This window comes from Candidatus Pseudothioglobus sp. Uisw_050_01, assembly GCF_048085775.1.
In the GTDB taxonomy this organism is placed as follows: domain Bacteria; phylum Pseudomonadota; class Gammaproteobacteria; order PS1; family Pseudothioglobaceae; genus Pseudothioglobus.
The window spans coordinates 750521-775411 of sequence record NZ_CP159804.1 but is presented as its reverse complement, the minus strand read 5'-3'; the positions used below and the strand labels follow the sequence as shown (position 1 = coordinate 775411).

Genomic DNA, 24891 nt, shown 5'->3' with positions numbered 1-24891 from the left:
TTAATAGTAGTTGATTTTTGAACATTTTTTGCGTAATCATAGAAGTTTTCTACATATACTTAAAATTTCCATTTAATCTTAGACCTGTAGAAAACAAAAAAGCCTGCAATACTGCAAGCTTTTAAGAATATGGTGGGGCGTGAGCGACTTGAACGCTCGACCAGCGGATTAAAAGTCCGATGCTCTACCAACTGAGCTAACGCCCCATATAAAAACGAGAAATTATACTGAACTAATGTTCATTAATCAATCGTAAATTAGCCTTTATTAACTGCTTTTTTGAGTAGTTTTCCAGGTTTAAAAAAAGGAACAAATTTTTCAGATACTTCAGCCTTTTCACCGGTCTTTGGATTAATTCCAATCCTGCTCTTACGATGTCTCTTTTGGAAGCCACCAAAACCTCTTACTTCAACACCTTTACCAGAAATTATGGCCAAACTAATTTCTTCAAGGATAATTTCAATAGAATTTTTTGCCTCTGAACGTTTAATGTTTGATTGTTTTGATATTGTGTCAATAAGGTCTATTTTTTTCATACAAATTAGCTGTTATATAAAAGATATAACAGCTTTAATTAATTAATTATTTATCTTTAGCTTCTTTTAGAAGATCACCAAGTGTTGAGCCAGAAGTTTGAGTAGATTGACTGTTATAGTCATCCATGACTGCTTTTTCTTCTACAGAGTCTTTCGCCTTCATACTTAGATTTACCTTTCTTGTTCTCTTATCAATCAGAGTAATAGCAACTTCAACATCTGAACCTTCTTTCAATACAGTTGATGCATCATCAACTCTATCTTGTGATATCTCAGAAGCCTTAAGATAACCAGTAATTCCATCAGCTAATTGAACAATAGCACCTCTTGCATCAACTTCTTGGATGGTTCCTTTCACAATTGAACCTTTAGGGTTCAAAGAAGCATATTGAGAGAAATTGTCAGAAGTTAATTGCTTAATCCCTAAAGAAATACGCTCTTTTTCAGCATCTATATTAAGAATTACAACATCAAGTTCCTGACCTTTAGAGTATGTTGAAACAATTTGATCTGCAGACTGTTTTTCCCATGAAATGTCAGCCAAATGAATAAGGCCATCAATTCCACCTGGAAGCCCAACAAATAAACCAAAATCAGTAATTGACTTAACAGTAACGTTAATCATATCACCTTTATTATTCGTTCCTTCAAATGCTTGCCAAGGATTTTCTTTTGCTTGCTTCATACTAAGGGAAATTCTATGTTTAGACTCTTGAACATCAAGAACCACAATATCAACTTCTTGGCCAAGCTTAACAAACTTAGAAGGCCTTGCATTAGCATTTGTCCAATCCATTTCACTCACGTGAACAAGCCCCTCAACACCCTCTTCAATTCTTACAAATGCACCATAATCTGTAAGGTTAGAAACAACACCCGAAACTTTTTTACCCATTGGAAGACGCTCTGAAATATTATCCCAAGGACTAGGTGTTAACTGCTTAAGTCCCAAAGAAACTCTCATTTTCTCTTTATCATAGTTAAGAATTTTTACTGTTATTTTGTCACCTATAGACAGCTTCTCAGATGGATGATTAACTCTCTGCCAGGATATATCTGTAATATGAAGCAATCCATCTACACCACCAAGGTCAACGAATGCACCATAATCAGCCAAGTTTTTAACAATTCCTTCAACTTCTTTTCCAGTATCAAGATTTTCAATTAATTCCTCTCTATCGGCAGAGTTAACTTCTTGCATAACAGCCTTTCTAGAAATAACAATATTATTTCTAACTTCGTCCATTTTAATAACAAGAGCCTCAATTTCTTGACCTAGTAAGAAATCAAAATCTTTAACAGGTCTTACGTCTACTAAAGAACCAGGCAAGAATGCTTTGATAACACCAATATCAACTGTCATACCGCCCTTAACTGAGCCTGTAACAATACCTTTAACAACTTCTTTAGTGTTCATCGCGTTTTCAAGCTCTTGCCACATCTTAATGCGTTTCGCTTTTTCACGTGATAAAAGAGTGTGACCTAAGCCATCATCAATTGAGTCAAGTGCGACTTCAACGACATCACCTTCAGTGATCTCAAGCTCGCCTTTGGCGTTTTTAAATTCGTGTAATGAAATAAAACCTTCAGACTTTAGTCCCACATTGATAATCGCTTTTTCACGATTCATGCTGACTACAGTTCCCATTAAAAGGGCTCCAGGTTTTACGTTTTGTTGTATTTCGCTATTTTCAAATAGCTCGGAAAATGATTCTGACATATTTATCTCGATGTTGACCGGTAATTATTAAGCTGTGTCGGTTTAAGCTTAAATCATATCGGGTTAATTAAAAAATAAAGACTTGACCGCTCAAGTCTTAACTAACGCCATCACTTTTGCGACGACTTCATTAATTGTTAGATTCGACGTATCTATAACTAATGCATCTTTTGAAGCAATTAAAGGAGAATGTTTGCGACTTGCGTCCCTCTCATCTCTCTTTTTAACCTCTTCCAAAGTTTGCGAAAGGATACCAGCAATACCATTGTCATGCAACTGTTTTAGTCGTCTTTGTGCCCTTACTTCGACATTTGCTGTCAAAAATACCTTAAAGGATGCATCTTTGAATACCACAGATCCCATATCTCGGCCATCAGCAACTAATCCTGGAGGCTGCTTGAACTTTTTTTGCCTTAATAGAAGTGACTCCCGAAGAGGGCCAATCATCGCAAATTTTGAAGCAAGCTCTGCAGTTTCTTCAGTTCGAAGTTCAGCTGAAACTTCAATATTATCAAGAAAAACACTTAGTTTATTTTTATGAGGGTCTGACTCAAATTTCAAATTGAGGCTGGATGCTAACTTTAGCTGTTCATCAGTATTATCAATCTTAATATTTCGCTTTGAAGCCGCCAAAGCAAAAGCTCGGTATATTGCTCCAGAGTCCAACAAATTCCATTTCAGCTCATGAGCCATGATATTTGCTATAGTCCCCTTCCCTACTCCACTAGGTCCATCAATAGTTAAAACTGGAATCATAATACTAACTAGAAATTCTTAAACTACTTCTCATATTCAGATCTCATATGAGGAAATAACAAAACATCTCTTATTGATGCCGAATCTGTAAATAGCATAACTAAACGATCAATACCAATACCTTCTCCTGCGGTTGGAGGCATTCCATACTCAAGAGCTCTAATATAATCAGCATCATAATGCATTGCTTCATCGTCTCCTGCGTCTTTTTCACTAACCTGGTCTTTGAACCTTTGAGCCTGATCTTCAGGATCATTGAGCTCCGAAAATCCATTTGCTATTTCACGGCCGCCAATAAAGAGTTCAAAGCGATCAGTAATAAATGAATTTTGATCATTGCGTCTAGCCAGAGGAGAAACTTCCGTCGGATACTCAGTAACAAAAGTTGGTTGAATTAATTTTTCCTCAACAGTTGCTTCAAAGATTTCAATTTGAATCTTCCCTAAACCCCAGCTCTCTTTAGGATCAATTCCCAAATTGCTAGCAGTTATCTTAGCATTATCTTCTGAAAGGTCAGAAGCTGATAACTTAGGATTGTATTTCAAAATTGAATCAAACACACTTAAACGCTCAAACGGTTTTGAAAAATCAAACTCATCGCCCTGGTATTGTATTTTTGCTGACTTACAGACATCAATTGCAATTCCTTTAAATAAGTTTTCAGTTAGGTCCATATAGTCATGATAATTTGCATAAGCCTCATAAAACTCAATCATTGTAAATTCAGGATTATGTCTTGGAGAGAGCCCCTCATTCCTAAAGTTACGGTTGATCTCAAAAACCTTATCAAACCCTCCAACTACTAACCTTTTAAGATAGAGTTCTGGAGCAATTCTTAAAAATAAATCCATATCTAAAGCGTTATGATGAGTAACAAAAGGCTTTGCTGCTGCGCCTCCTGGAATGACTTGCATCATAGGGGTTTCTACCTCAAGATAACTGTGACGAATAAAGAACTGCCTAATGTAAGAAATTATTTCAGATCTCCTCTGAAAAACTTTTCTCGAACCTTCATTCATAATTAAGTCAACATACCTTTGACGATATATTGTCTCTTGGTCTGTGAGTCCATGAAATTTTTCTGGCAAAGGCCTTAGTGATTTTGTTATTAATTTAATATCACCTACTCGGATAGATAGCTCACCCGTTTGAGTCTTAAAAAGAACGCCAGATGCTCCAATTATGTCTCCAATGTCCCACTTCTTGAATTGCTCATTGTAGAAGCCCTCATCAAGCTCATCTCTAGTCACAAAAAGTTGAATTTGACCTGAAGTATCTTGAAGCTGAACAAAGCTTGCTTTACCCATTATTCTCTTGAGCATTAATCGCCCAGCAACAGTTACAAATTCTCCCACCTTTTGAAGGTCCTCATTTGAAAAACTATCAAACTTCTCATGAACTGAGCTTGCTAGGTTTTGAGGTTTAAAATCATTAATAAATGGATTGCCTGACTCTCTAAGCAATGCTAATTTAGATTTTCTTTCTGCTATTAATTTATTTTCGTCTAGATCGCTCACTTTAATCCTATTATTTATTTGATTGTTCAATCTCTAACTTTGCAAGCTCTTTAGCTCTTTTAAAATCTTTTTCAGCTAGCTCAATTTTTCCTAATCGTCGATATACTGAGCCACGATTATAATATGCTTGATAAAAAGTATTGTCTAAATCAATCGCCTTATTTAAATCTTTCAAAGCCAGCTTATCCTTTGCTATTTTAGAGTAAGCATTGCCTCGATTATAATAAGCTGCAATATATTCTAAATCTAAAGAAATTGCCTTTGAATAAGTTTTGATTGAGTCATGACTTTTATTTAACCGATCAAAACAGTTGCCCAAGTTATTTATAGCACCAACATCTTCTGGCTTAATCTTTAATGCAGCCTCAAAAAAATTAATTGCCTCATGGAAATTCTCTTTTTTTTGCTCCATATAAGCTAAACAGAAAAAAGCTTCAGAGCTGTTCGGATTTGAACTTATTGCTTTAGTCATACTTTCATAGGCAATATCATTATTACCCTGCTGTAAGTGTAAATTACCAAGATTTAAATGGGCATTAGAGGACAGCTCTTGCGTAACCAAATTATGATTTAGTAGCTGATTCCAAATTTGTATCGCCATAGAAATCTCACTATTTTTTTGATGCGCATAAGCCTTAACAATTAAATCACTAATTTCAGTATTGTTATTCATAGAAGCACTTTAATTTATCACTTTAATAATTTTTTAGCTCTTTCAATATCGTTATCTGAACTGGAAAGGTAAGTGCTTTTATTTCTTGTTATTCTGAATAAATAAATCAAGCATAAAACTAACAAGAGGAGAGGAGTAAACCATAATAGGTATGTTTTGCTATTAATTGGTGGCTTAAAGTTAACAAAATCCCCATACCGCTCAACCATAAATAAATAAATAGCTTTATCAGATTTATTGTCTAATATCATTGTGCGAACTTGTTCACGAAGGTCACTAGCAAGACTAGAATTTGAACCACCAATGCTCTGGCCTTGGCATACAGGGCATCGAATATTTTCAATTAAAACCGTGTATCGGCTTTCTTGATCAAGTGTTTCAAAGTCCTTCGCTTCAATACTTTCAGCAAAAGCTCCTTGAATAAGTAAAAGTGCAAGCACAAATTGAATAAAATAACGCATTCACATAGCTGTTATTTAAAATTTTAATTTTAACGTATGCCACTTATAACCTTAGACAATATTTCCCTTAAATTTTCTGAAAAAGTTATCTTAGATGAAATTAATGCGACCATCCTCAAAGGCGATAAGATAGGCTTAATTGGTCGCAATGGCGAGGGGAAATCAAGCTTTTTAAAGGTTTTAGCAGGGCTGATTCATGCTGATGATGGTAATTTGAAGATTAAAAATAACACTAGGATAAGTTACTTAGAGCAACAACCTCCAGAAGATAATGATTATTCACTATTTAATATTGTCGCCCAAGGGCTTGGTGAAACTGGAAAACTTCTTGCTGAATATTACGACTCATTAAAAGTTAGTGATATTGAAAAAAGTACTCAATTGCAGAATGAAATAGAAAGTAAAGATTTATGGCACTATTTACACCAAATTGAAACAATTTTAAATCGGTTTAAATTAGAGCCAACAGCAAAACTTTCAACACTTTCTGGTGGCTGGAAAAGAAGAGTAATGCTTGCTAAGGCGATTGTTCAAGAGCCAACACTTCTCTTGCTTGATGAGCCAACAAACCATATGGATATAACTGCAATTCTTGATTTAGAGAAGATGCTGAAAGACTTTCATGGAACACTAATTCTTATCAGCCATGATCGATCATTTGTAAACGGCATAGTTAATAAGATTTTTGACCTCGATCGGGGAAAACTTTCAATATTTGACTGTGGCTATTTAGACTATCTAAAAAGAAAAGAAAATCTTCTTAATAGTGAAGAATTAGAAAACGCAAGATTTAATAAAAAACTTGCTCAAGAAGAAACCTGGATTCGTCAAGGAATAAAGGCAAGGCGAACAAGAAATGAAGGTCGCGTCAGGGCTCTTGAGAATATGCGAAAACAGTTTATAAATAAACGTAAACATCAAGGTCAAGTTAGAATTCATGCGTTAGAAGATGAGAAGAGAGTCTCCAAGTTAGTTTTTGAAGTTAAGAATGTAAGTTATAAAATTGGTCAACTTGAGCTCGTAAAGCTATTCTCTCTTTTGGTCTTAAAAGGTGAAAAAATAGGAATTATTGGAGGCAACGGATCAGGAAAATCAACATTAATTAAACTTCTTCTCGGCGAACTTACTCCAGATGAAGGAAATATCCGGCGATCCAAAACTATTCAGCTCGCTTACTTTGATCAAATGAGAGAGTCACTTAACCCTAACATGAAGGCTATGGATTTTGTATCTGGAGGTAAAGATTTCATAGATATTAATGGAAAAAGTAAACATGTAATTGGCTATATGCGTCAGTTTTTATTCACAGGAAAACAAGCAATGGCTCCGATTAAGATGTTTTCTGGTGGTGAAAAAAATCGTTTAATGCTTGCCAAAATACTATCTCAACCAGCCAATCTCCTAGTTCTTGATGAGCCAACCAACGATTTAGATGTCGAAACGCTTGAATTATTAGAAGAAATGTTAGTCGACTATGCCGGAACACTTTTACTGATTTCACATGATAGAACTTTTTTAAATAACATTGTAAGTTCAACAATCGTTATGGAGGGTGACGCTATTATTGATCAGTATGTTGGTGGTTATGATGACTATATCCTGCAAAAAAATACAAAAATAAATACTAAACCTAAAAAAGATGTAGAGCTTAAATCTAAATCTAAAAATATTTCACAAAAGCTTTCATTCAATGAACAGCAACTATTAAAATCATTACCTGAAAAGATTGAAGATCTCGAAAATGAAATTTCAATGTCACAAAAATTACTATCTGACCCTGACTTTTATCAAAACCCTGATGCACAAAACTTGACAATTAAATTAAGCTCAATGGAAAAAGAAGTGGCATTACTATATGACAAATGGAGTGAATTAGACATTGGAAACTAACTCTATCCCATTAGTTGTAGATCTAGATCACACACTAATTGATACGGATCTTTTATTCTTATCTTCTTTAGGTGTGTTAGGCAAAAGTCCATGGCTTATTGCACATTATTTTTTTTGGCTATGGAAGGGAAAGGGATATTTAAAAGATCAACTGGTTAGAAGGTTTGAAATTAATATCCCTGAGCTACCCTACAATGATAACGTTATAAGCTACATAATGAAGCGAAAAAAAGAAGGCTCAAAAATAGTCCTTGCTACTGCTTCACATAAAAATTATGCTTTTGCAGTTGCTAAGCACCTTAAGATTTTTGATGATGTTATGGCTAGTAATAAAGACTTTAACTTATCGAGTCACAATAAAGCAAACACTCTGGTGGATCGCTTTGGTGAGAGAAAATTTGATTATATGGGCGATCACATGAGAGACCTTCCTGTATGGGAAGTGTCCAGACTATCAATCATTGTTAATGCAACAAGTCGCATAATAGCAAACACAAAACATCTAAAAACTCTCGTTATATCAAGTAAAGCTTAAAAACCTTCTACAAAATAAGATAACCCTGAAAGTATAAGATAGATCAAAAATGTTGCTGCTAAAACCCATGTTGCAACTTTTGATAACCCGAGGTTTTTTCCCATTACTCGATTATAGAAAAGCCAAATAACATAACTTACTACCATCGCTGCAATTAAAAGTCTTAATATAAACATAGCCAGATTTATTTTTTAAATGATTGGTTTATTTTAATCGCTAATTTAGAATTAATCCCAACTACTTTTTGTAACTCATCGACACTTGCATTTTGCACTTCTTGAAGACCTCCAAAATGGTTTAAAAGAGCACTTCTTTTATTTATACCAACCCCTTTAATTAGCTCCAAAGAAGACGTAGTACGTTTCTTTGCTCTTTTTTTACGATGATTTTTTATTGCAAATCTATGAGATTCATCTCTAATATGGTTGATTAAAAGGAGCGCTGGATCAAAGGGAGAGAGTGTTATTTTTTTGACCTTTTCATCTTCAACTGTAATAAGAGTCTCTAGCCCTGCTTTTCTTCCTTCACCTTTAGCAACTCCAACCAACATTACTGAATCCACTCCAATTGAGTTCATAACCATAATTGCTTGGTTAAGCTGACCTAAGCCGCCATCAATAAATACTATATCAGGCATAGCTTTTTTTGAACTAAGGAGGCGTGAATATCTTCGATATACTGCCTGGTTAATTGCAGCATAATCATCCCCCGGTGTTATGTCTTTAATATTAAATTGCCTGTAACTGCTGACCTTTGGGAGTCCCATTTCGAACACTACGCATGAAGCAGTTGTTGCCTCTCCCATAGTATGACTTATATCAAAGCACTCCATAACTTTTGGTATCGTTTTTAATGCCAATGTTTTTTGAATTCCTTCGAGTTGCCTCATCTTAGTAAACCTTAATAGTAGATGTTGTTTTAAATTTTCTTTAGCATTAAGCGTAGCCATCTCTAAATAATGTTTTTTATCTACTCTAGGAGATTGAATAAGTTTTGTAGATAGGCCTGCTTCCAATAAAAGTTTATCTTCCAACTTGTGGCTCAAAACTATCTCTTTAGGCGTTTTTGTGCCCAAATAATATAGCGGCAGGAATGCACTTAAAACCTCTTCACAAGAATCATTTTTTGCATTTTTTGGAAAGAAAGTTTCACTACCAACTTGTTTGCCTCCTCGGACAAATACTAATTCGATGCAATGAGTATCAGTATCATTTACAATACTTACAACGTCCATATCAGAGCTAAATTGAGAACCATGCCTCTCTTGAATTGTTCTTAAGCCAATAAGTTGATCTCGATATTTAGCGGCAGCTTCAAAATCAAGATCAATCGAAGCATCTTTCATTTTCTGAGAAACCTGGTTTAAAAGCTTACTCGCCTTACCATTCAAAAAAAGTGACACCATATCAACATCTTGTTGGTACTTATTATCTGCAATTTTTCCAACACAAGGCGCACTGCAAAGGCCAATTTGATACTCTAGACAAGGCCGAGAGCGAGCCCTATAAAAACTATTCGTACATTGTCTTACTTTGAATATCTTTTTAAGAAGAGCTAAAGCATTACGAGCAATATGCGAAGATGGGTATGGCCCAAAATAATGATAATTTTTATTTTTTTTACCCCTAAACATTCCTAAGCGAGGATGGACATCATTACTGAGAAAAATGTAAGGGTAGCTTTTAGAGTCTTTTAAAAGTATATTAAATTTAGGTTTAAACTGCTTAATAAGCTCATTTTCAAGGAGTAGTGCCTGAGTTTCTGTTTTTGTAATTATGATAGAAAAATCATCTATATTTTTTTGAAGGAGCTGAGTTTTTGTATTATGATTAGAGCTGCTAAAATAGTTTGAAACGCGATTTTTTAAATTTTTTGCTTTACCAACATATATAACCTCTCCTAACTTATCAAGCATTTTGTAGACACCAGGCTCTTTAGTAAGATTTTTAAGTTTTATTTTAATATTTTGATTATGCATTTCATTAATTTATTTCACAAATCTAGTACAATAGCTGACATGAAATTTGTTCCTAATATTTTAAAGGCTTTCCTGATCAATTTATGTTTTATCGGGATTATATTTGCCTCAGAATCTTGCCCAGCAGTCTCACCAAAAATTGCTGGTGATAAACCAACAGATCAAGTGGATGCAATTCTAAGCGATATAGTTTGCTCTTTTATTGATTTACAGGTAGGCAATAATGGAACTTTAGCATCAACGCTAAACCTAACAAAAAAGAAAATCCTCCCTTATATAGATCTTGAATATTTTACTGAGATGGCTTTAGGAAATTACTGGGATCAATTAGATTCTAAGCAAAAGAAAATATTTGAACGTGATATTAAAAATTCTTTAATTGAAGAATATGTTGTTATATTATCAAGCTTTAATGACTGGGAAGATGTTCAAATATCTGTCAATGAAGATTTTAGTCAAATTGAAAATATGGCTAAAGTTAAGGTTTCAGTATCCCTTGAAGATGAAGTTGGAAATACTACTGTAACTCTTAAATTAATTCGAAGCAACAGCTGGAAAATCTATGATTTAGATTATCAAACCATTAGTATTGTAGGTATGGAAAAAATGGGCTACGACTCTAAGATCAAGCGCCAGGGAATTGACAAACTAATTCAAAAGATGCTTAATTGATCTTGATATATGTATAAATTAGTTATCAATGGTGGGTCTCCCCTCAAAGGGACCATTAAAACTTCAGGCTCCAAAAATGCCACCCTACCTATCTTTTTTGCCTCAATCCTTGCTGATGGCCCATTAAAGCTATCAAACACCCCTCAATTAAGTGATGTCTCAACTACGCTTAGACTATTAATGGATATGGGCTCTAACTTTGTCTTAGAGGAGGACAGTTCAATTTCTATTGATTCATCAGACCTTACAAACCTTATAGCAGAATATGAACTAGTGAAAACAATGAGGGCATCGATCTTAACTTTAGGCCCTATGCTTGCAAAATATAAAAAAGCTAAAATTTCACTTCCTGGTGGCTGTGCTATTGGAACACGTCCAGTTAATCTTCATCTTAGTGCACTTGAACAAATGGGCGCTAAAATTGAAGTTAAAAATGGATATATTTATGCGAGCACTAATGAGCTTGTTGGTGCGCAAATTAATTTTGATATGATTTCTGTAACGGCGACTGAAAATATAATAATGGCTGCAACTCTTGCTAAGGGAACAACCACTATTAACAATGCTGCACAAGAGCCAGAGGTAACGGATTTAGTAAAATGCCTAAATAAAATGGGCGCAAAAATTACAGGTGAAAATACCTCTACCATTGTAATTCAAGGGGTCGATCATCTCAGTGGTATTGATTACTCCATTTGTCCAGATCGAATTGAAGCAGGAACCTACTTAGTTGCAGCTGCAATAACTGGAGGTAAAATTGTTGTTAATAATATTGAGCCTGACTCAATGCGCGCAGTTATTGGTAAACTTATTGAAACTGGCGCGGACATTCAAACAAATCAAAACTCAATTAAACTCGACATGAAAGGGAAAAGACCTCAACCCGTTGATATACGAACTAGTGCTTACCCAAATTTTCCAACGGATATGCAGGCTCAATTTATGGCTCTGAATTCTATCGCCAATGGAAGTAGTACTATTACAGAAACTATTTTTGAAAATCGTTTTATGCATGTTCCTGAACTCAGCCGTATGGGAGCAAATCTTAAGCTTGAGGGCAACACAGTTGTGTGCAAAGGAGTAAAATTATTAACTGGCGCAAATCTTATGGCAACCGATCTAAGGGCTTCTGCTAGTCTAGTTTTAGCCGGGCTTGCTGCACATGGGTCAACAACAATTGAGCGCGTCTATCATCTTGACCGAGGCTATGAGATGATTGAAGAAAAATTTAAAATGCTGGGAGCAGACATAGAGCGCGTTCAGCACTAAACTAATAATTGATATACTGACATGTTAACGATCGCACTTTCTAAAGGTCGAATATTAGACCAAACACTCCCTCTTCTTGAGAAAGCTGGCCTTTCTGTATCTAAAAAAGAACTAGAAAGTAGAAAACTAATTTTAGATACTAACCTCAAAGATATTAAAGTTATAGTTATCAGGGCAAGCGACGTTCCTGTTTTTGTACAGCATGGGGCTGCAGATCTTGGAATTGCAGGAAAAGATGTTTTGATAGAGCATGGAGCCAATGGTATTTTTGAATTACTTGATCTTGGAATCTCTAAATGCCGCCTTATGGTTGCATCAAAGAAAAACCAAAACTTAAGCAAAAGTACTTTGAAGGTGGCAACAAAATATGTCAAATCAGCCAAAGAACATTTCTTTAGAAAAGGCCAGCAAGTAGAAGTTATTAAACTTTCTGGCGCCATGGAGCTTGCACCAATAGTTGGCCTTTCAGACTGCATTGTGGATCTAGTTGATACTGGCAATACTTTGAAAGCTAACAACTTAATCCCGCTAGAGTTAATTTGTGATATTAGCTCAAGGCTTATTGTAAACTCAGCTGCCTTTAATACCAAACATAGTCAAATTAATGACTGGATTAAAAGCATAGAAAAAAACTTATGATTAGCTTATTGTCTTCAAATAGTGAGGATTTTGATGCTCAACTTTCTTCTCTCATCACTTGGGAAAGTAATTCTAATGAAGAGATCAACATCACTGTTCGAAAAATTATTAAGGAAGTTAAAGATAAAGGGGATAGCTCTGTATTAAAATTTACTTCAGAGTTTGATTCACTTAACGCAAAATCAATCTCAGAGCTAATAATCTCAAAAGAAAGTCTTAAAAAATCATTCGATAACTTAAACCAAAAACAAAAGAACGCACTTAATATTGCCGCTCAAAGAATTGAGTCTTATCACCTAAAACAAAAACAAGAGTCATGGAATTACACTGAAGATGATGGCACAGTATTAGGTCAAAAAGTTAGTCCTTTAGATCGCGTCGGTTTGTATGTGCCTGGCGGAAAGGCAGCCTATCCATCCTCTGTACTTATGAACAGCATTCCTGCAAAAGTAGCAGGCGTGAATGAGTTAATTATGGTTGTTCCTACCCCAAGAGGAGTTTCCAATGAACTGGTATTGGCAGCAGCCCATATTGCAGATGTCGACATGGTTATTACTATTGGCGGAGCTCAGGCAATTGCAGCACTTGCTTATGGAACTGAGACTATTCCAAAAGTTGATAAGATAGTTGGCCCTGGTAATATTTATGTTGCTACTGCAAAAAAACAAGTATTTGGGCAAGTTGGTATCGATATGATAGCTGGACCCTCTGAGATACTTATCATTTGTGATGGCTCAACAGACCCTGACTGGATTGCAATGGACTTATTTTCTCAGGCAGAGCATGATGAAGAAGCTCAATCCATTCTACTTTGCCCTGATGAAGGCTTTATTGAAAAGGTTAGAAATAGCATTCAAAGGCTACTTCCTACGATGGACAGGGAGCCTATTATTCGAACAGCACTTAAAAATAGAGGCGCATTAATTCTGACAAAAGATATAAATGAAGCAATTAAAATATCCAATAAAATTGCCCCAGAACATCTTGAACTTTCTGTTGAAAATCCAGAATCTATTCTTGATGATATCAAGAATGCTGGAGCGATTTTTATGGGTAAATACTCTTCTGAAGCTTTGGGTGATTATTGCGCTGGACCAAACCATGTCCTACCAACTTCAAGTACTGCAAGATTCTCATCGCCACTAGGTGTTTATGATTTTCAAAAACGCTCTAGTATAATAATGGCATCAAAAGAAGGCGCTATAAATTTAGGTGAAACTGCAGCTACACTGGCTTATGGTGAAGGCCTTCAGGCTCATGCCATGTCCGCGCTTTATCGATCAGATAAGAAATAATTATCCAGGTAGCGCCTGATAATAGCCATTTTCTTTGACAACTTTAATAGGCCAATCAAAAAGATTAGTAAGGTTGCTATTCGTTAAAATTTCATCTTTATTGCCATCCATAACTACCCTTCCCTTCTTCAATAAAATTACTCTTGATATTTCTGGTGGGATCTCATGCACGTGATGCGTTACTAATATTACCTTCTTGCCCATACTCATAAGCTCTCTCATTATTTCAAGGTACTGAAAACAAGTACTTATATCCAGCCCGCTTGTTGGCTCATCAAAAACCAATACTGCTGGGTCATTAACGAGTGACCTTGCAAGTAGAAATTTTCGCTGCTCGCCAGTAGACATGGATGAGTATTCTCTATCCTTTAAGCTTGATATTGAGAGAAGCTCCATAACTTCATTTGCACGGTCTAACTTCTCAGTATCAAACTTTTGATGCCTCCATATTCCATCACTAGAATAAAAACCAGATAGGGTAACGTGTAACCCAATAGCAGTATCAGAGTAATTGTTTTGAAGGTGCGGCGAAACAACGCCAAGATTGGACCTTAGCTCCTGAACATTCCACCTCTCTTTATCAAATATTTTAATACTGCTACCCTCGCTCTCAACAATATAGAGCTCACGATTTAGTAACTTTAGAAGGGTTGTTTTACCGGAGCCATTTGGCCCCAAGATAACAGTACTTTCACTCTCATCAATAGTTAAAGAGAAGTCATCAAATACTTTGTTGCTTTCTTGAAATACTGTGATATTTTGAAGTTCAATAATATTCATTATATTTAAGTTAAGCCTATATTAATAACTCTTAACAATCATACCAGTAGAATGGAAAAGTTCTCAAGTTGCTTTTTTTAAACTCAGATTTGGGAGTAGTTGCGATAAAAGCATTCCAATTAACATCAGCATGCATCCAATAAAACCTCTTGTTGTTAATGTTTCATCAAGAATAAGCCACCCACCAAGCACAGCAAATGCCCCTTCTAGTCCTAAAATTATTGCTGCATGGGAAGATTTAGCGTGTTGCTGGGCAATAACTTGAAGCGTATATCCAATGCCTATTGACATAACGCCAGCATAGAGAAGTGGAACTGCTGTAATGATAATAGCATCCCACCCAATGTTTTCTTTTATGGCAATTGCAACAATAAGACTTAAAAACCCAGAAACAATATACTGAATGAGTGATAGCTTTAAAGGATCCATCCTTTTAGCAACATAACCTAGCACCAAAATGTGAGCTGCAAAAAATACAGCACAAATAAGTTGAAATAAATCACCCTTCTCAATACTAAAGTCTTCATTGATGCTTAGAAGGAATAACCCAATAATTGCAAGAAATCCTCCAAGCCAAGTTCCAGAGTTAGTTTTTTGGCCTAAGAAAATTCCAATTAATGGGACAAAAAAGATATATAAGCCCGTTATAAAGCCAGCTTTACCGGCCGTTGTGAATTCAATGCCAACTTGCTGAAAACTTGAAGCTGTAAATAAAAATAATCCAGCAACAGTTCCAGCAAAGAGTAATTTTTTAGTTGAAACCTCTTTCTTAATTGACGTTGTGTTTCTTTTAGATAGATACCAAACTAATGGCATTAATACTGAAGCTCCAATAAAAAATCTAGCTGCATTAAAGAAAAATGGCTCCATTGTCTCTGCTGCATCTTTCTGCGCGACAAATGCAAACCCCCAAATGGCTGCTGCAATGAGCATAATAATGTCAGCCCTCAATGCTTTATTTTTGCCTAATATTATCATTTGGTTTGCAGCTTGGAGCTGTACCATGCATGAAAAAATAAAGTAATAACAACTATAGACCCACCTAAAATTGAGCTACTGGAAGGTTGCTCATTAATCACTAGCCACGCACTTATTATTCCAAAAATTGTTCCTAAAGGCATAAACATAGCCACCTCTGATGCAGGTATGAATCTTGGAGCAAGTGTGATTAGGCTAAAGGCAATCGCAAGCAATATGCCGCCTGCAATAACGTACATTAGTGAATCAAATGGCAAATAAAAGGAACTTGAAAATGCCAGTCCAACACCAGAAACAACGAGCGCATTAACTATCATAGCTGGAACCATATTGACGTTACTGTATTTTCGCGTAAGTGCAAATGAATAACCGCCAGCAATTATTGATATAACTGCCAATGAACTCCCCATAACGTTGAGGGTCCCTGTATCTCCTTTCATTACTATGTAGATACCAGTAACAATAATTAGCATTGAAATCCATGTATAAAACTTAGGCTTTTCATTTATTATGACCCATGAAATAATTGCAACAACCATTGGTGCTGTACTAATAATAACTAATACTTTAGCAATTGAAGTGTATTGAATTGCAGCAATAAATGTAACACCACCAATTCCTGAAAGGATGCCAATCCAGATTCCAGGCCTACCTATATTTTTTAGCTCTTTAAATGTGTTTTTACGGTATGTAGCAAACAAAATGGCCAATACGCCAAGTGCATAGAATATCCCACGCCAAAAAAGAATGGTAAAGGTGTCCGCATCCGCAAGCCTCACTAATACTGGATCTGGAGTCAGCATCAAAACTCCAAAAAAAGCAATGAGTAGTCCTTTTAGATGATTATTCATATTTAAAGCTTGCGGAAGTTTATGTTAGTAAGATTATTAGGGGTCAGGTTAGCTGGCCTCTTGCCAGCTTAGTGCTATACCAAGAGTGACAGAATAAGGTCACAATAACAATCGTTCCACCAATTAAAGCATTCGTTGATGGCTCTTCATTTATAACATACCAAGCTATTAAAGTTCCCAACACTGTCTCTAGAGGCATAATCATTCCAACTTCAGCTGCAGGCATATATCTTGGCGCAATTGTTATTAAACTAAATGAAATTGAAAGTATTGCCCCCATAGCGATTATGTATTTTACCACCTCGGGTGGAACTGAAATTTTACTGGCCATTACATAGGCTATAAGGGCAGCAATTACCCCACCAATTGCATTTACAGGCACCATATTGACATCTTTATATTTGCGAGTCAAAGTAAAAGTAAATCCCATCATTACTGCTGTAATCAAGGCAAAAAAGTCACCAATAAGATTTTCTCCCCCAAGACTTCCACTCATAACAATGTAAATTCCAATAAAAACAATGATCATAGAAGCCCAGGTCACTAGACTGGATTTTTCTTTAAGTAGAAACCAAGAGACAATTGCTATCATGATTGGGCCAGTACTTATAATAACAAGAGCATTTGCAATGGATGTATAAACAATTGCGAATACGAACGTTCCTGTACTGATTCCGGAAAAAAAACCTATTAATAAGCCCCCTCTTCCAATTTTTTTGAATTCTTCTAGCGTCTTTAAGCGGTACTTTATAAAGACTAATAAAGAAACCCCTACCGCATATAAGAGCCCTCGCCAAAAAAGAACTGTCCAGCTATCAACCTCTGGAGAAGCCTCCTCAACTAACCTAATAAGAACAGAATCTGGACTTAACAGAATTACCGCAAAAACGGTCATTAGAAGTCCTTTTAGATGCCTAGACATAAGCTATAAATTCACTTATTAATTACCATTAGATAAGCTTGAAGGCAAAAATATAGTCTAGCTAAAGATTGATTTATCTTTTTGATTCAAAATTCTTAAGTTCGAGAAGTTACGTAAAGCAAAGTAGGCGCCAAATATAACGCCTGACCATACTAAGTTACCTGCCACTGTATTTTGAAAAAATGGAATTGCCATCGTAAAACACAGCATAAGACCTTCAAGAGTTTTTGCATACATTGGTGAAAATGCCCAAACTGCAAAATTAGTTGCTAAGAAAAAAACAATAGAGCTTGCTAAAGCAGCTCCTGCAATTTTTAATACGCTAAGTTTCTTTTGCAGGAAGTTTTTAAATACAATTGGAAACAAGAGAGCAAGATAAACAACAAACATAGACTTAGAGCCAAACCAACTTGCTGAAAGTGAGCCAAAAGCAAAGTAGTCACAAAGCAGCATAGTGGCGATAACAGCAACGATAGCCATGTACCTTTTTACAAAAATAAATCCTGCAAATAATGCTATTGCGGCCATAGGTGTAAAGTTAGGTGGATGAGGTAGCAATCTTCCTGCAACTCCTAATGAAATTAACACTGCTAGAATAACTAAATAACTGAAACTTGAATTAAGTTTGTGATCTTGATTGCTCATTATTTCTCTCCTAAATTTTTCAAACAATAATATATTAAAATGCTTCCATATTCAAGCGAATAAATGTATCCTCTAAAAGTATAACATCTTGCGCTCCAACCATTGACATTAAGCCATTAACGTACAATGCCCAATAAGTATTTCCAACTGCTTCAACCCCAGCTAAAGAAATGATTTGAGGACCAAAACTTGTATCTTTTACGCCAACAGTAACTAACTCACTTATAGCTTCATATGCGTTAAGTCCCTTATCAACTTGTTTAATTGCCGTTAAACTTAACTCATCTGCAGAAGTAATTACAATTGAAAGCTGAATAGATTCAACGGAATCATCACCAAAAGATAATGAAGGCTGGAGAAAAAGAGAGCCAAACAAAACTATGGCTAGAAGTTTTAGATTAAATTTCATTTAATTAATAAATGACAATATAAAAGTTCGGATTTTATATGAAAAACAATAAACTGCAATAGTCAACAAGCAAAAACAAGTAATTTACCTAGAATGGAAATTTTTTATTTCCAAGTCCAGGCATCTTTGAAAAATCAGGCATTCCGCTTTCGCTTTGCATTTCTCCCATTTGCTGCATCATTTTTTTCATTTTACCGCCCTTCATCTTCTTCATTGTTTTTTGCATCTTTTCAAATTGCTTTAACAATTTATTTACTTGCTGAACATCTGTACCAGACCCATCAGCAATCCTTTTTTTGCGAGAGCCCTTGATTAAATTAACATGGTTTCTTTCTTTTGGAGTCATTGAGTTAATAATTGCAACCATTCGGCTGCTTTCAGTATCCCCGATTACTTGATTTTTAACACTTTGAGGCATCTTCCCCATTCCAGGCATTTTGTCCATTAAAGCTCCCATTCCGCCCATTTGCTGCATTTGCATTAACTGATCCCTCATATCATCAAGATCGAATCTGCCTTTCGCCATTTTTTGGACATTCTTCTGAGCTTTTTTATGATCAACTTTTTTTGAAATCTCTTCAACTAAAGAAAGAACATCACCCATACCAAGAATACGAGAAACAAGTCTGTCTGGATAAAATGGCTCTAAAGCGTCAGTCTTTTCGCCAACACCCATAAATTTAATAGGCTTTCCAGTTATATGTTTTACAGATAGAGCAGCGCCGCCTCTTGCATCACCATCAGTCTTTGTTAGTATGATTCCAGTAAGTGGAAGCATATCTGAGAATGTTTTTGCAGTATGCGCAGCGTCTTGCCCTGTCATTGAGTCAACAACAAACAACGTTTCAATTGGATTAACTTGCTTCTGAAGAATTTGAATTTCAGACATCATTTGCTCATCAACATGAAGTCTTCCGGCAGTATCAACTAGAAGAACATCATGAAACTGTGATTGAGCTTGTTTTTTTGCATCTGCAACTATTTTTTCTGGATTCTCATCGATAGTTGAAGGAAAAAAATCAACACCTATCTGCTCAGCAAGAATTTTAAGCTGCTCAATAGCAGCAGGTCTATAAACATCTGCACTGACTACAAGAACTTTCTTTTTTTGTTCTTCTTTTAAATAACGAGCTAACTTGGCAATTGAGGTTGTTTTTCCTGAGCCTTGAAGGCCTGCTACCATTACAACTGCTGGTGGCTGAGTTGTAAGGTTTAGAGATTCATTCTGGCCACCTATTACTTCTGTTAACTCAGCTTCAACTAACTTAATAAAGGCTTGAGATGGACTCAGTCCCTCCCCTACTTTAAGTCCAATTGCTTTACTTTGAACTCGCTCTATAAAATACTTAATGACATCAAGCGCAACATCAGCCTCCAAGAGAGATCTTCTGACTTCTCTTATGGCCTCTTTAATGTTTTCATCAGACAGCTTATTTTTGCCTTGAATGGCTTTAAAGCTATTGGATAGTCGTTCCGTTAAATTATCAAACATTATGTTCTACTTGGGTGAAATATCGTATTATATAATCTTTTGCAAAGACAAAGCTAGAGATGCCTTTACTTCATGCTCTACCATTTATCGCTTATCTACTTTCAGGGCTTTTACTAACCAGATACTTTGTTTTAGATTCAGTAACAAATCAACATCGAACAATTGTTAATTTAATGCTTCTAATAGCTTGCTCTTCGCATGGCTATATTCTGTTTGAGTTGTGGCAACAGGATGGTGTGTTTTTTGGATTAACTGTGAGTATTTCTTTTGTAGCATGGGTTGTAGCTACGCTTTTATTTCTGACCTCTTTCAGTAAGCCTATTCACTCTTTAGGGATCCTTGTATACCCTTTAAGTGCAATTGCAGTCATTGTTGCTTTTTTATTTCCAGGAACCCAAGGTAAGCTTATTTCTATGTCAATTGCAGCTCATGCTTTTCTGTCAATTGGCGCATACGCTCTTCTTGCTATTGCCGTTGCTCAATCTGTCCTTGTAAGTATCCAAGAGCGTTTTTTACATGAACACAACTTTAATACTTTTGTCGATAAACTTCCAGCACTTCAAACTATGGAAGCGTTCCTTTATCAAACATTAAAGATGGGGTTTTTGCTTCTTACCCTCTCTTTAATCTCAGGTTACATCTATATCGATGATTTTTTTACACAAAAACTTACCTATAAAACTATTCTCTCAATCATTGCTTGGATTGGTTTTGCTGGTATTCTGCTTGGGCATAAAATTTTTGGCTGGAGAGGAAAACTTATAGCAGTATCAACTCAAACTGCTTTTGCCATATTGGTTTTATCTTATTTTGGTACCAAGTTTTTTTTAGAGATATTATGAGTATAAAAACTTTAAATGGAGAATGCCTTTGCGGCATAGTCTCATGGCAAATGAAAGGGCCTTATGAGTTTTTTGGAATGTGTCAGTGCTCCCGATGTCGGAAAGTAACTGGGGCAGCATTTGCAACAAATCTTTTTGTCAAGCCTGAGCAATTTTTATGGCTTTCAGGTGAGAATAAAAGGGGTGAATACACTTTACCTCTACCAAATACCTTTGGCAATGCATTTTGTAATAAATGTGGATCACGAGTCCCGAGGCAAACTGCAAAAGGTTGGATGTTATTACCTTTAGGTAGCACAATGGAAGCACCCAACATTACGCCTACTTTAGTTCAGATTGAAGACCATACTGAATGGTTTACTAAATTAAATGAGATAGTTTAATCAATATGAAGAACTGCAAGAAAAGCCTCTTGCGGAATATCCACTCTCCCAATTGAACGCATCCTCTTCTTACCCTTCTTCTGCTTTTCAAGTAACTTCTTTTTCCGAGTAATGTCACCACCATAACACTTTGCCGTAACGTTTTTTCTAAGTGCTTTAACATTTGTTCTTGAGATTATCTTAACTCCAATGCATGCCTGGATTGCAACATCAAACATCTGTCTAGGGATAAGCTCCTTCATTTTTTCAGCAATTTCTCGGCCTTTATAAGTAGAGTTATCACGATGGATAATTAAAGCCAAAGCGTCAACACTTTCATTGTTTATTAATATATCTAAACGTATTAAATCAGCAGCCTGATAACGCTCAAAATGATAGTCCATAGAGGCAAAACCTCTTGACGCAGATTTAAGTTTATCAAAGAAATCTAAAACCACTTCATTTAATGGAAGCTCATAAACAATAGAGACTTGCCGGCCCATATAGTTTATATTTTTTTGAACACCTCTCTTTTCAACACAAAGACTTATTACTGGCCCAACATACTCACTGGTTACTAAAATATTTGCTGTAATAATTGGCTCTCTAAATTCAGCTATAGTCTGAACTGGAGGAAGTTTTGATGGACTATCAATTTTTGTTACGTTGCCTTTAGTATCAAGAATTTCATAGATTACCGTTGGTGCAGTTGTTATTAAGTCTAAGTCATATTCACGCTCAAGACGCTCCTGAACAATCTCCATATGAAGAAGACCTAAAAAGCCAATCCTAAAGCCGAACCCAAGTGCGTCCGAGTTTTCAGGCTCATACTGTAAAGCCGCATCATTTAAGCGAAGCTTCGCTAGTGCATCTCTAAATTTCTCATAGTCTTCTCCGGATGTAGGGAAAAGCCCTGCAAAAACTCTTGGCTGTACAGGCTTAAAACCATCTAAAGGCTTCTCAACTGGATTTTTGCTACTAATTATGGTGTCGCCAACTGGAGCTCCATCAATATTTTTGATACTGGCAATTAAGTAACCAACCTCTCCAGCCTTTAAGCTATCGGTCTTAGTTCTTTTAGGTGTAAAAATACCTACTTCATCTACTAAATGCTCACTCTTATTAGAGAAGATTTTAATTTTTGTTTTAGCTTTAATTTCGCCATCAATCACTCTGATTAAAGAGACAACACCTAAATAATTATCAAACCATGAATCAATTATGAGCGCTTTAATTGGGGCATCTACATTGCCTTCTGGGGCAGGAATTTTTTCAACAATCTGCTCAAGAATCTCCTCAATTCCAATACCAGATTTAGCACTTGCATGGACTGCATCATGGGCCTCTACACCAATCACATCCTCTATCTCATCCACAACCCTTTCTGGCTCAGCAGCGGGCAAATCAATTTTGTTAAGAACCGCAACCACTTCAAGACCTTGATCTAAAGCAGTATAACAATTAGCGACTGTTTGAGCTTCAACACCTTGAGAGGCGTCAACAATTAATAGTGCTCCCTCACAAGCAGAAAGAGACCTAGAAACTTCATATGAAAAATCAACATGTCCAGGCGTGTCAATTAAATTAAATTGATATGTTTGACCATCTTTTGCATTGTATTGCAAAGAAACGCTTTGTGATTTAATCGTAATCCCTCTTTCTTTCTCAATATCCATAGAGTCAAGAACTTGTGACGACATCTCACGATCACTGAGTCCGCCGCAATGCTGAATAAAGCGATCAGCAATTGTTGACTTTCCATGATCTATATGCGCAATGATAGAAAAATTTCGGATGTTTTGCATAACAATGATAAAATGACTGCTTTAAAATTAAAGCCATGAGATTATATCGTATATGAATAAAATAAACCCTACTACATGTGTCGCCACAAGTAATCTAAAAATTGACATTCCTGACAACCAAGGAAGAAACATTGTTCTCTACTTTTATCCAAAAGATGACACCCCTGGATGCACCATTGAAGGTAACGACTTTACTAGGCTCAATGATGACTTTGCTGCAAATAATTCAGTGATCTATGGCGTCTCTAGAGACTCCATTGCATCGCACGAAAAATTCATCAACAAGTTCAACTACACAATCGACCTAATCTCAGACGAGGACGAGTCTTTGTGTAAGCAGTTTGATGTTTTAAAGCTTAAAAAAATGTATGGTAAAGAGCACATCGGTATCGTCAGATCGACTTTTGTTATTAGCCCGGACGGAGACATTCTCAAGCAGTGGGATAAAGTCAAGGTGGATGGTCATGCTGAAGAAGTACTTGACTTTATAAAGGCACTATGAACTCAAACGTTGACCACGAAGAGGTAAATAAATTTGCAGTCCTAGCAGCGCGCTGGTGGGACAAAAATTCAGAGTTTAAACCGCTTCATGATATTAATCCGCTTCGTCTTAACTATATCAAAGAGCAGTGTGGTGGATCTCTTCAAGGAAAACGCATTCTTGATATAGGCTGTGGCGGCGGAATTCTGAGTGAATCCCTGGCCCTTGAAGGAGCTACTGTGGTTGGTATTGATCTCGCTGAAGCAGGCCTTGAAGTTGCTAAACTTCATTTGCTGGAATCTGGCCTTGATATTGACTATAAGTTTATATCTGCAGAAGAATTAGTAGAATCTGAACAAGAGTCTTTTGATGTCATAGCATGTCTTGAAATGCTAGAGCATGTTCCAGACCCATCATTAGTTATTGAAGCTTGCTCTAAATTAGTTAAGTCAAATGGAAGGGTTTTTTTCTCGACAATAAATAGAAATCCAAAAGCATATTTCTTTGCTATTGTTGGTGCAGAATATATTTTAAATCTCCTACCTAAGGGGACTCATAACTACGAGAAGTTTATACGCCCAAGTGAGATTGATGGTTGGGCTCGAACTTGGGATTTATCAATTAGCTCAATGATTGGAATGACTTACAACCCAATTACTAAAAAATACAAACTAGGTGATGATGTAAGCGTTAATTATATGACGCAATACAAAAAGAGGTAGAAACAAAATAAACAAATTGATATCTTATTTTTTGTAGTTAATTTGAATCACAATTGCCTGAGTTTTATCTAATATCATTGTGTTGTTTATATAGTAATTAAATTGCAACAAATGATTGGCCTCAAGACTAATACTTGCCTCCAACCCAATTTGAATATTGACTGGCTTGATACTGTACACTAGTAATTTATCAGCATTAATATTAAGTAAAGACTCGCTAGTTTCATCAATAGCTGTGACACTTGAGGTACAAATCGAACGTAAAGTCATAATATTAAAATCTTTAATAGGGCCATTATGAAGAGTAGCGTCAATCAAATCCTCACCTTTAAAATTTGCATAATCAAATGATGAATTTAGCACTTTAAAGATTCCATTAGGCTTATTGAGGGTTATCCCAGAACCTTCGAGTAATAACAAAGTACGATCATAACCACTGAAATCAGAAAAAGGGCTATCGTTGGCAACTGATGCAATACTTAAGCGCCAAGAAAAGGCCTCGTTTTTATTTGGAGTTTCAGCCAATAGTTCAACAGTTGAGCCTAAACCATTTCTCCAGGGGAGTGTCTGAAAACTCTGAGGTGAATATATTTTAAATGGCTTCATCATGATTTCTTGAGGGCATTGAGAGCTCTTATCTCAAAATAAATCACTTCAAGCT

At 35.9% G+C, this 24891-nt stretch carries 27 protein-coding genes and 1 tRNA gene; 10 read left to right on the top strand and 18 right to left on the bottom strand.

Annotated features, from left to right (window positions below; genetic code table 11):
- Positions 1–130: 130 nt before the first annotated feature.
- The 7 genes from ABXT51_RS03880 to ABXT51_RS03850 all read right to left on the bottom strand — a co-directional run bounded on the left by ABXT51_RS03880 (position 131) and on the right by ABXT51_RS03850 (position 5663).
- Positions 131–206: transfer RNA gene (locus tag ABXT51_RS03880), tRNA-Lys, on the bottom strand.
- Between the two features lie 51 nt (positions 207–257).
- On the bottom strand, positions 258–536 hold the full coding sequence (locus ABXT51_RS03875) for an HU family DNA-binding protein (protein WP_416696209.1): 279 nt from the start codon (positions 534–536) through the stop codon (positions 258–260).
- A gap of 46 nt (positions 537–582) precedes the next feature.
- Complete coding sequence (rpsA, locus tag ABXT51_RS03870) at positions 583–2256, bottom strand: 30S ribosomal protein S1 (protein ID WP_416696208.1); 1674 nt, start codon at positions 2254–2256, stop codon at positions 583–585.
- 90 nt (positions 2257–2346) lie between these two features.
- Complete coding sequence (cmk, locus tag ABXT51_RS03865; protein WP_416696207.1) at positions 2347–3012, bottom strand: (d)CMP kinase; 666 nt, start codon at positions 3010–3012, stop codon at positions 2347–2349.
- Between the two features lie 23 nt (positions 3013–3035).
- Positions 3036–4529, bottom strand: a complete 1494-nt coding sequence (gene lysS / locus ABXT51_RS03860; RefSeq protein ID WP_416696206.1) for a lysine--tRNA ligase — start codon at positions 4527–4529, stop codon at positions 3036–3038.
- 10 nt (positions 4530–4539) lie between these two features.
- Positions 4540–5202, bottom strand: coding sequence for a tetratricopeptide repeat protein (locus tag ABXT51_RS03855; protein ID WP_416696205.1), 663 nt, complete (start codon positions 5200–5202; stop codon positions 4540–4542).
- 17 nt (positions 5203–5219) lie between these two features.
- Positions 5220–5663 (bottom strand): cytochrome c-type biogenesis protein CcmH, encoded by a 444-nt coding sequence (locus ABXT51_RS03850; RefSeq protein WP_416696204.1) that lies wholly within the window; start codon positions 5661–5663, stop codon positions 5220–5222.
- Positions 5664–5699: 36 nt separating this feature from the next.
- Between ABXT51_RS03850 and ABXT51_RS03845 the strand changes: the two genes are divergently transcribed.
- On the top strand, positions 5700–7553 hold the full coding sequence (locus ABXT51_RS03845) for an ATP-binding cassette domain-containing protein (protein ID WP_416696203.1): 1854 nt from the start codon (positions 5700–5702) through the stop codon (positions 7551–7553).
- Positions 7543–8088 carry a hypothetical protein gene (locus ABXT51_RS03840; RefSeq protein WP_416696202.1) on the top strand — a complete coding sequence of 182 codons (546 nt, stop codon included), beginning with the start codon at positions 7543–7545 and terminating at the stop codon, positions 8086–8088. Before ABXT51_RS03845 ends, ABXT51_RS03840 begins: the two co-directional genes overlap by 11 nt.
- Here the strand turns inward: ABXT51_RS03840 and ABXT51_RS03835 are convergent.
- Complete coding sequence (locus ABXT51_RS03835) at positions 8085–8264, bottom strand: hypothetical protein (protein WP_271537817.1); 180 nt, start codon at positions 8262–8264, stop codon at positions 8085–8087. The genes ABXT51_RS03840 and ABXT51_RS03835 overlap by 4 nt on opposite strands.
- An 8-nt stretch (positions 8265–8272) precedes the next feature.
- Positions 8273–10066, bottom strand: coding sequence for an excinuclease ABC subunit UvrC (gene uvrC / locus ABXT51_RS03830; RefSeq protein ID WP_416696201.1), 1794 nt, complete (start codon positions 10064–10066; stop codon positions 8273–8275).
- Between uvrC and ABXT51_RS03825 the strand changes: the two genes are divergently transcribed.
- From ABXT51_RS03825 to hisD, 4 genes are read left to right on the top strand one after another with little or no spacing between them, the layout of a single operon-like run.
- Complete coding sequence (locus ABXT51_RS03825) at positions 10061–10738, top strand: MlaC/ttg2D family ABC transporter substrate-binding protein (RefSeq protein WP_416696200.1); 678 nt, start codon at positions 10061–10063, stop codon at positions 10736–10738. The genes uvrC and ABXT51_RS03825 overlap by 6 nt on opposite strands.
- A gap of 9 nt (positions 10739–10747) precedes the next feature.
- On the top strand, positions 10748–12007 hold the full coding sequence (gene murA, locus ABXT51_RS03820; protein WP_416696199.1) for a UDP-N-acetylglucosamine 1-carboxyvinyltransferase: 1260 nt from the start codon (positions 10748–10750) through the stop codon (positions 12005–12007).
- A 21-nt stretch (positions 12008–12028) separates the two neighbouring features.
- Positions 12029–12646: an ATP phosphoribosyltransferase gene (gene hisG, locus ABXT51_RS03815; RefSeq protein ID WP_416696198.1), complete on the top strand. Its 618-nt coding sequence runs from the start codon at positions 12029–12031 to the stop codon at positions 12644–12646.
- On the top strand, positions 12643–13941 hold the full coding sequence (gene hisD / locus ABXT51_RS03810) for a histidinol dehydrogenase (RefSeq protein ID WP_416696197.1): 1299 nt from the start codon (positions 12643–12645) through the stop codon (positions 13939–13941). Before hisG ends, hisD begins: the two co-directional genes overlap by 4 nt.
- Here the strand turns inward: hisD and ABXT51_RS03805 are convergent, their stop codons facing one another.
- The 7 genes from ABXT51_RS03805 to ffh all read right to left on the bottom strand — a co-directional run bounded on the left by ABXT51_RS03805 (position 13942) and on the right by ffh (position 20018).
- Positions 13942–14721 (bottom strand): ATP-binding cassette domain-containing protein, encoded by a 780-nt coding sequence (locus tag ABXT51_RS03805; RefSeq protein WP_271556315.1) that lies wholly within the window; start codon positions 14719–14721, stop codon positions 13942–13944.
- A 63-nt stretch (positions 14722–14784) separates the two neighbouring features.
- Positions 14785–15699: a DMT family transporter gene (locus ABXT51_RS03800; RefSeq protein WP_416696196.1), complete on the bottom strand. Its 915-nt coding sequence runs from the start codon at positions 15697–15699 to the stop codon at positions 14785–14787.
- Positions 15696–16550, bottom strand: coding sequence for a DMT family transporter (locus ABXT51_RS03795; protein ID WP_416696195.1), 855 nt, complete (start codon positions 16548–16550; stop codon positions 15696–15698). Before ABXT51_RS03795 ends, ABXT51_RS03800 begins: the two co-directional genes overlap by 4 nt.
- A 43-nt stretch (positions 16551–16593) precedes the next feature.
- Complete coding sequence (locus tag ABXT51_RS03790; RefSeq protein ID WP_416696194.1) at positions 16594–17445, bottom strand: DMT family transporter; 852 nt, start codon at positions 17443–17445, stop codon at positions 16594–16596.
- An 84-nt stretch (positions 17446–17529) separates the two neighbouring features.
- A complete protein-coding gene (locus ABXT51_RS03785; protein ID WP_416696193.1) occupies positions 17530–18117 on the bottom strand; it encodes a DUF6580 family putative transport protein in 588 nt (195 codons plus the stop codon).
- Positions 18118–18151: 34 nt separating this feature from the next.
- The gene (locus tag ABXT51_RS03780; protein WP_416696192.1) at positions 18152–18526 is read right to left on the bottom strand and encodes a DUF4430 domain-containing protein; all 375 of its coding nucleotides are present in this window, start codon (positions 18524–18526) and stop codon (positions 18152–18154) included.
- Between the two features lie 88 nt (positions 18527–18614).
- The gene (gene ffh / locus ABXT51_RS03775; RefSeq protein WP_416696191.1) at positions 18615–20018 is read right to left on the bottom strand and encodes a signal recognition particle protein; all 1404 of its coding nucleotides are present in this window, start codon (positions 20016–20018) and stop codon (positions 18615–18617) included.
- A gap of 59 nt (positions 20019–20077) precedes the next feature.
- Between ffh and ABXT51_RS03770 the strand changes: the two genes are divergently transcribed.
- Together ABXT51_RS03770 and ABXT51_RS03765 are read left to right on the top strand one after the other, a co-directional pair.
- Positions 20078–20860, top strand: coding sequence for a cytochrome C assembly family protein (locus ABXT51_RS03770; protein WP_416696190.1), 783 nt, complete (start codon positions 20078–20080; stop codon positions 20858–20860).
- Positions 20857–21243, top strand: coding sequence for a GFA family protein (locus ABXT51_RS03765; protein WP_416696189.1), 387 nt, complete (start codon positions 20857–20859; stop codon positions 21241–21243). Before ABXT51_RS03770 ends, ABXT51_RS03765 begins: the two co-directional genes overlap by 4 nt.
- Here the strand turns inward: ABXT51_RS03765 and lepA are convergent.
- Positions 21240–23027: a translation elongation factor 4 gene (gene lepA, locus ABXT51_RS03760; RefSeq protein ID WP_416696188.1), complete on the bottom strand. Its 1788-nt coding sequence runs from the start codon at positions 23025–23027 to the stop codon at positions 21240–21242. The two genes, ABXT51_RS03765 and lepA, sit on opposite strands and share 4 nt — an antisense overlap.
- Before the next feature lie 52 nt (positions 23028–23079).
- On the opposite strand from lepA, the gene ABXT51_RS03755 reads away from it, so the two are divergent.
- Both ABXT51_RS03755 and ubiG read left to right on the top strand, forming a co-directional pair.
- Complete coding sequence (locus ABXT51_RS03755; RefSeq protein ID WP_416696187.1) at positions 23080–23529, top strand: peroxiredoxin; 450 nt, start codon at positions 23080–23082, stop codon at positions 23527–23529.
- Positions 23526–24230, top strand: a complete 705-nt coding sequence (ubiG, locus tag ABXT51_RS03750) for a bifunctional 2-polyprenyl-6-hydroxyphenol methylase/3-demethylubiquinol 3-O-methyltransferase UbiG (RefSeq protein WP_416679299.1) — start codon at positions 23526–23528, stop codon at positions 24228–24230. The genes ABXT51_RS03755 and ubiG overlap by 4 nt, the downstream gene beginning before the upstream one ends.
- Positions 24231–24254: 24 nt before the next feature.
- Here ubiG and ABXT51_RS03745 read toward each other — a convergent pair whose 3' ends face one another.
- Positions 24255–24839, bottom strand: a complete 585-nt coding sequence (locus tag ABXT51_RS03745) for a HutD family protein (protein ID WP_416696186.1) — start codon at positions 24837–24839, stop codon at positions 24255–24257.
- Positions 24840–24891 lie beyond the last annotated feature (52 nt).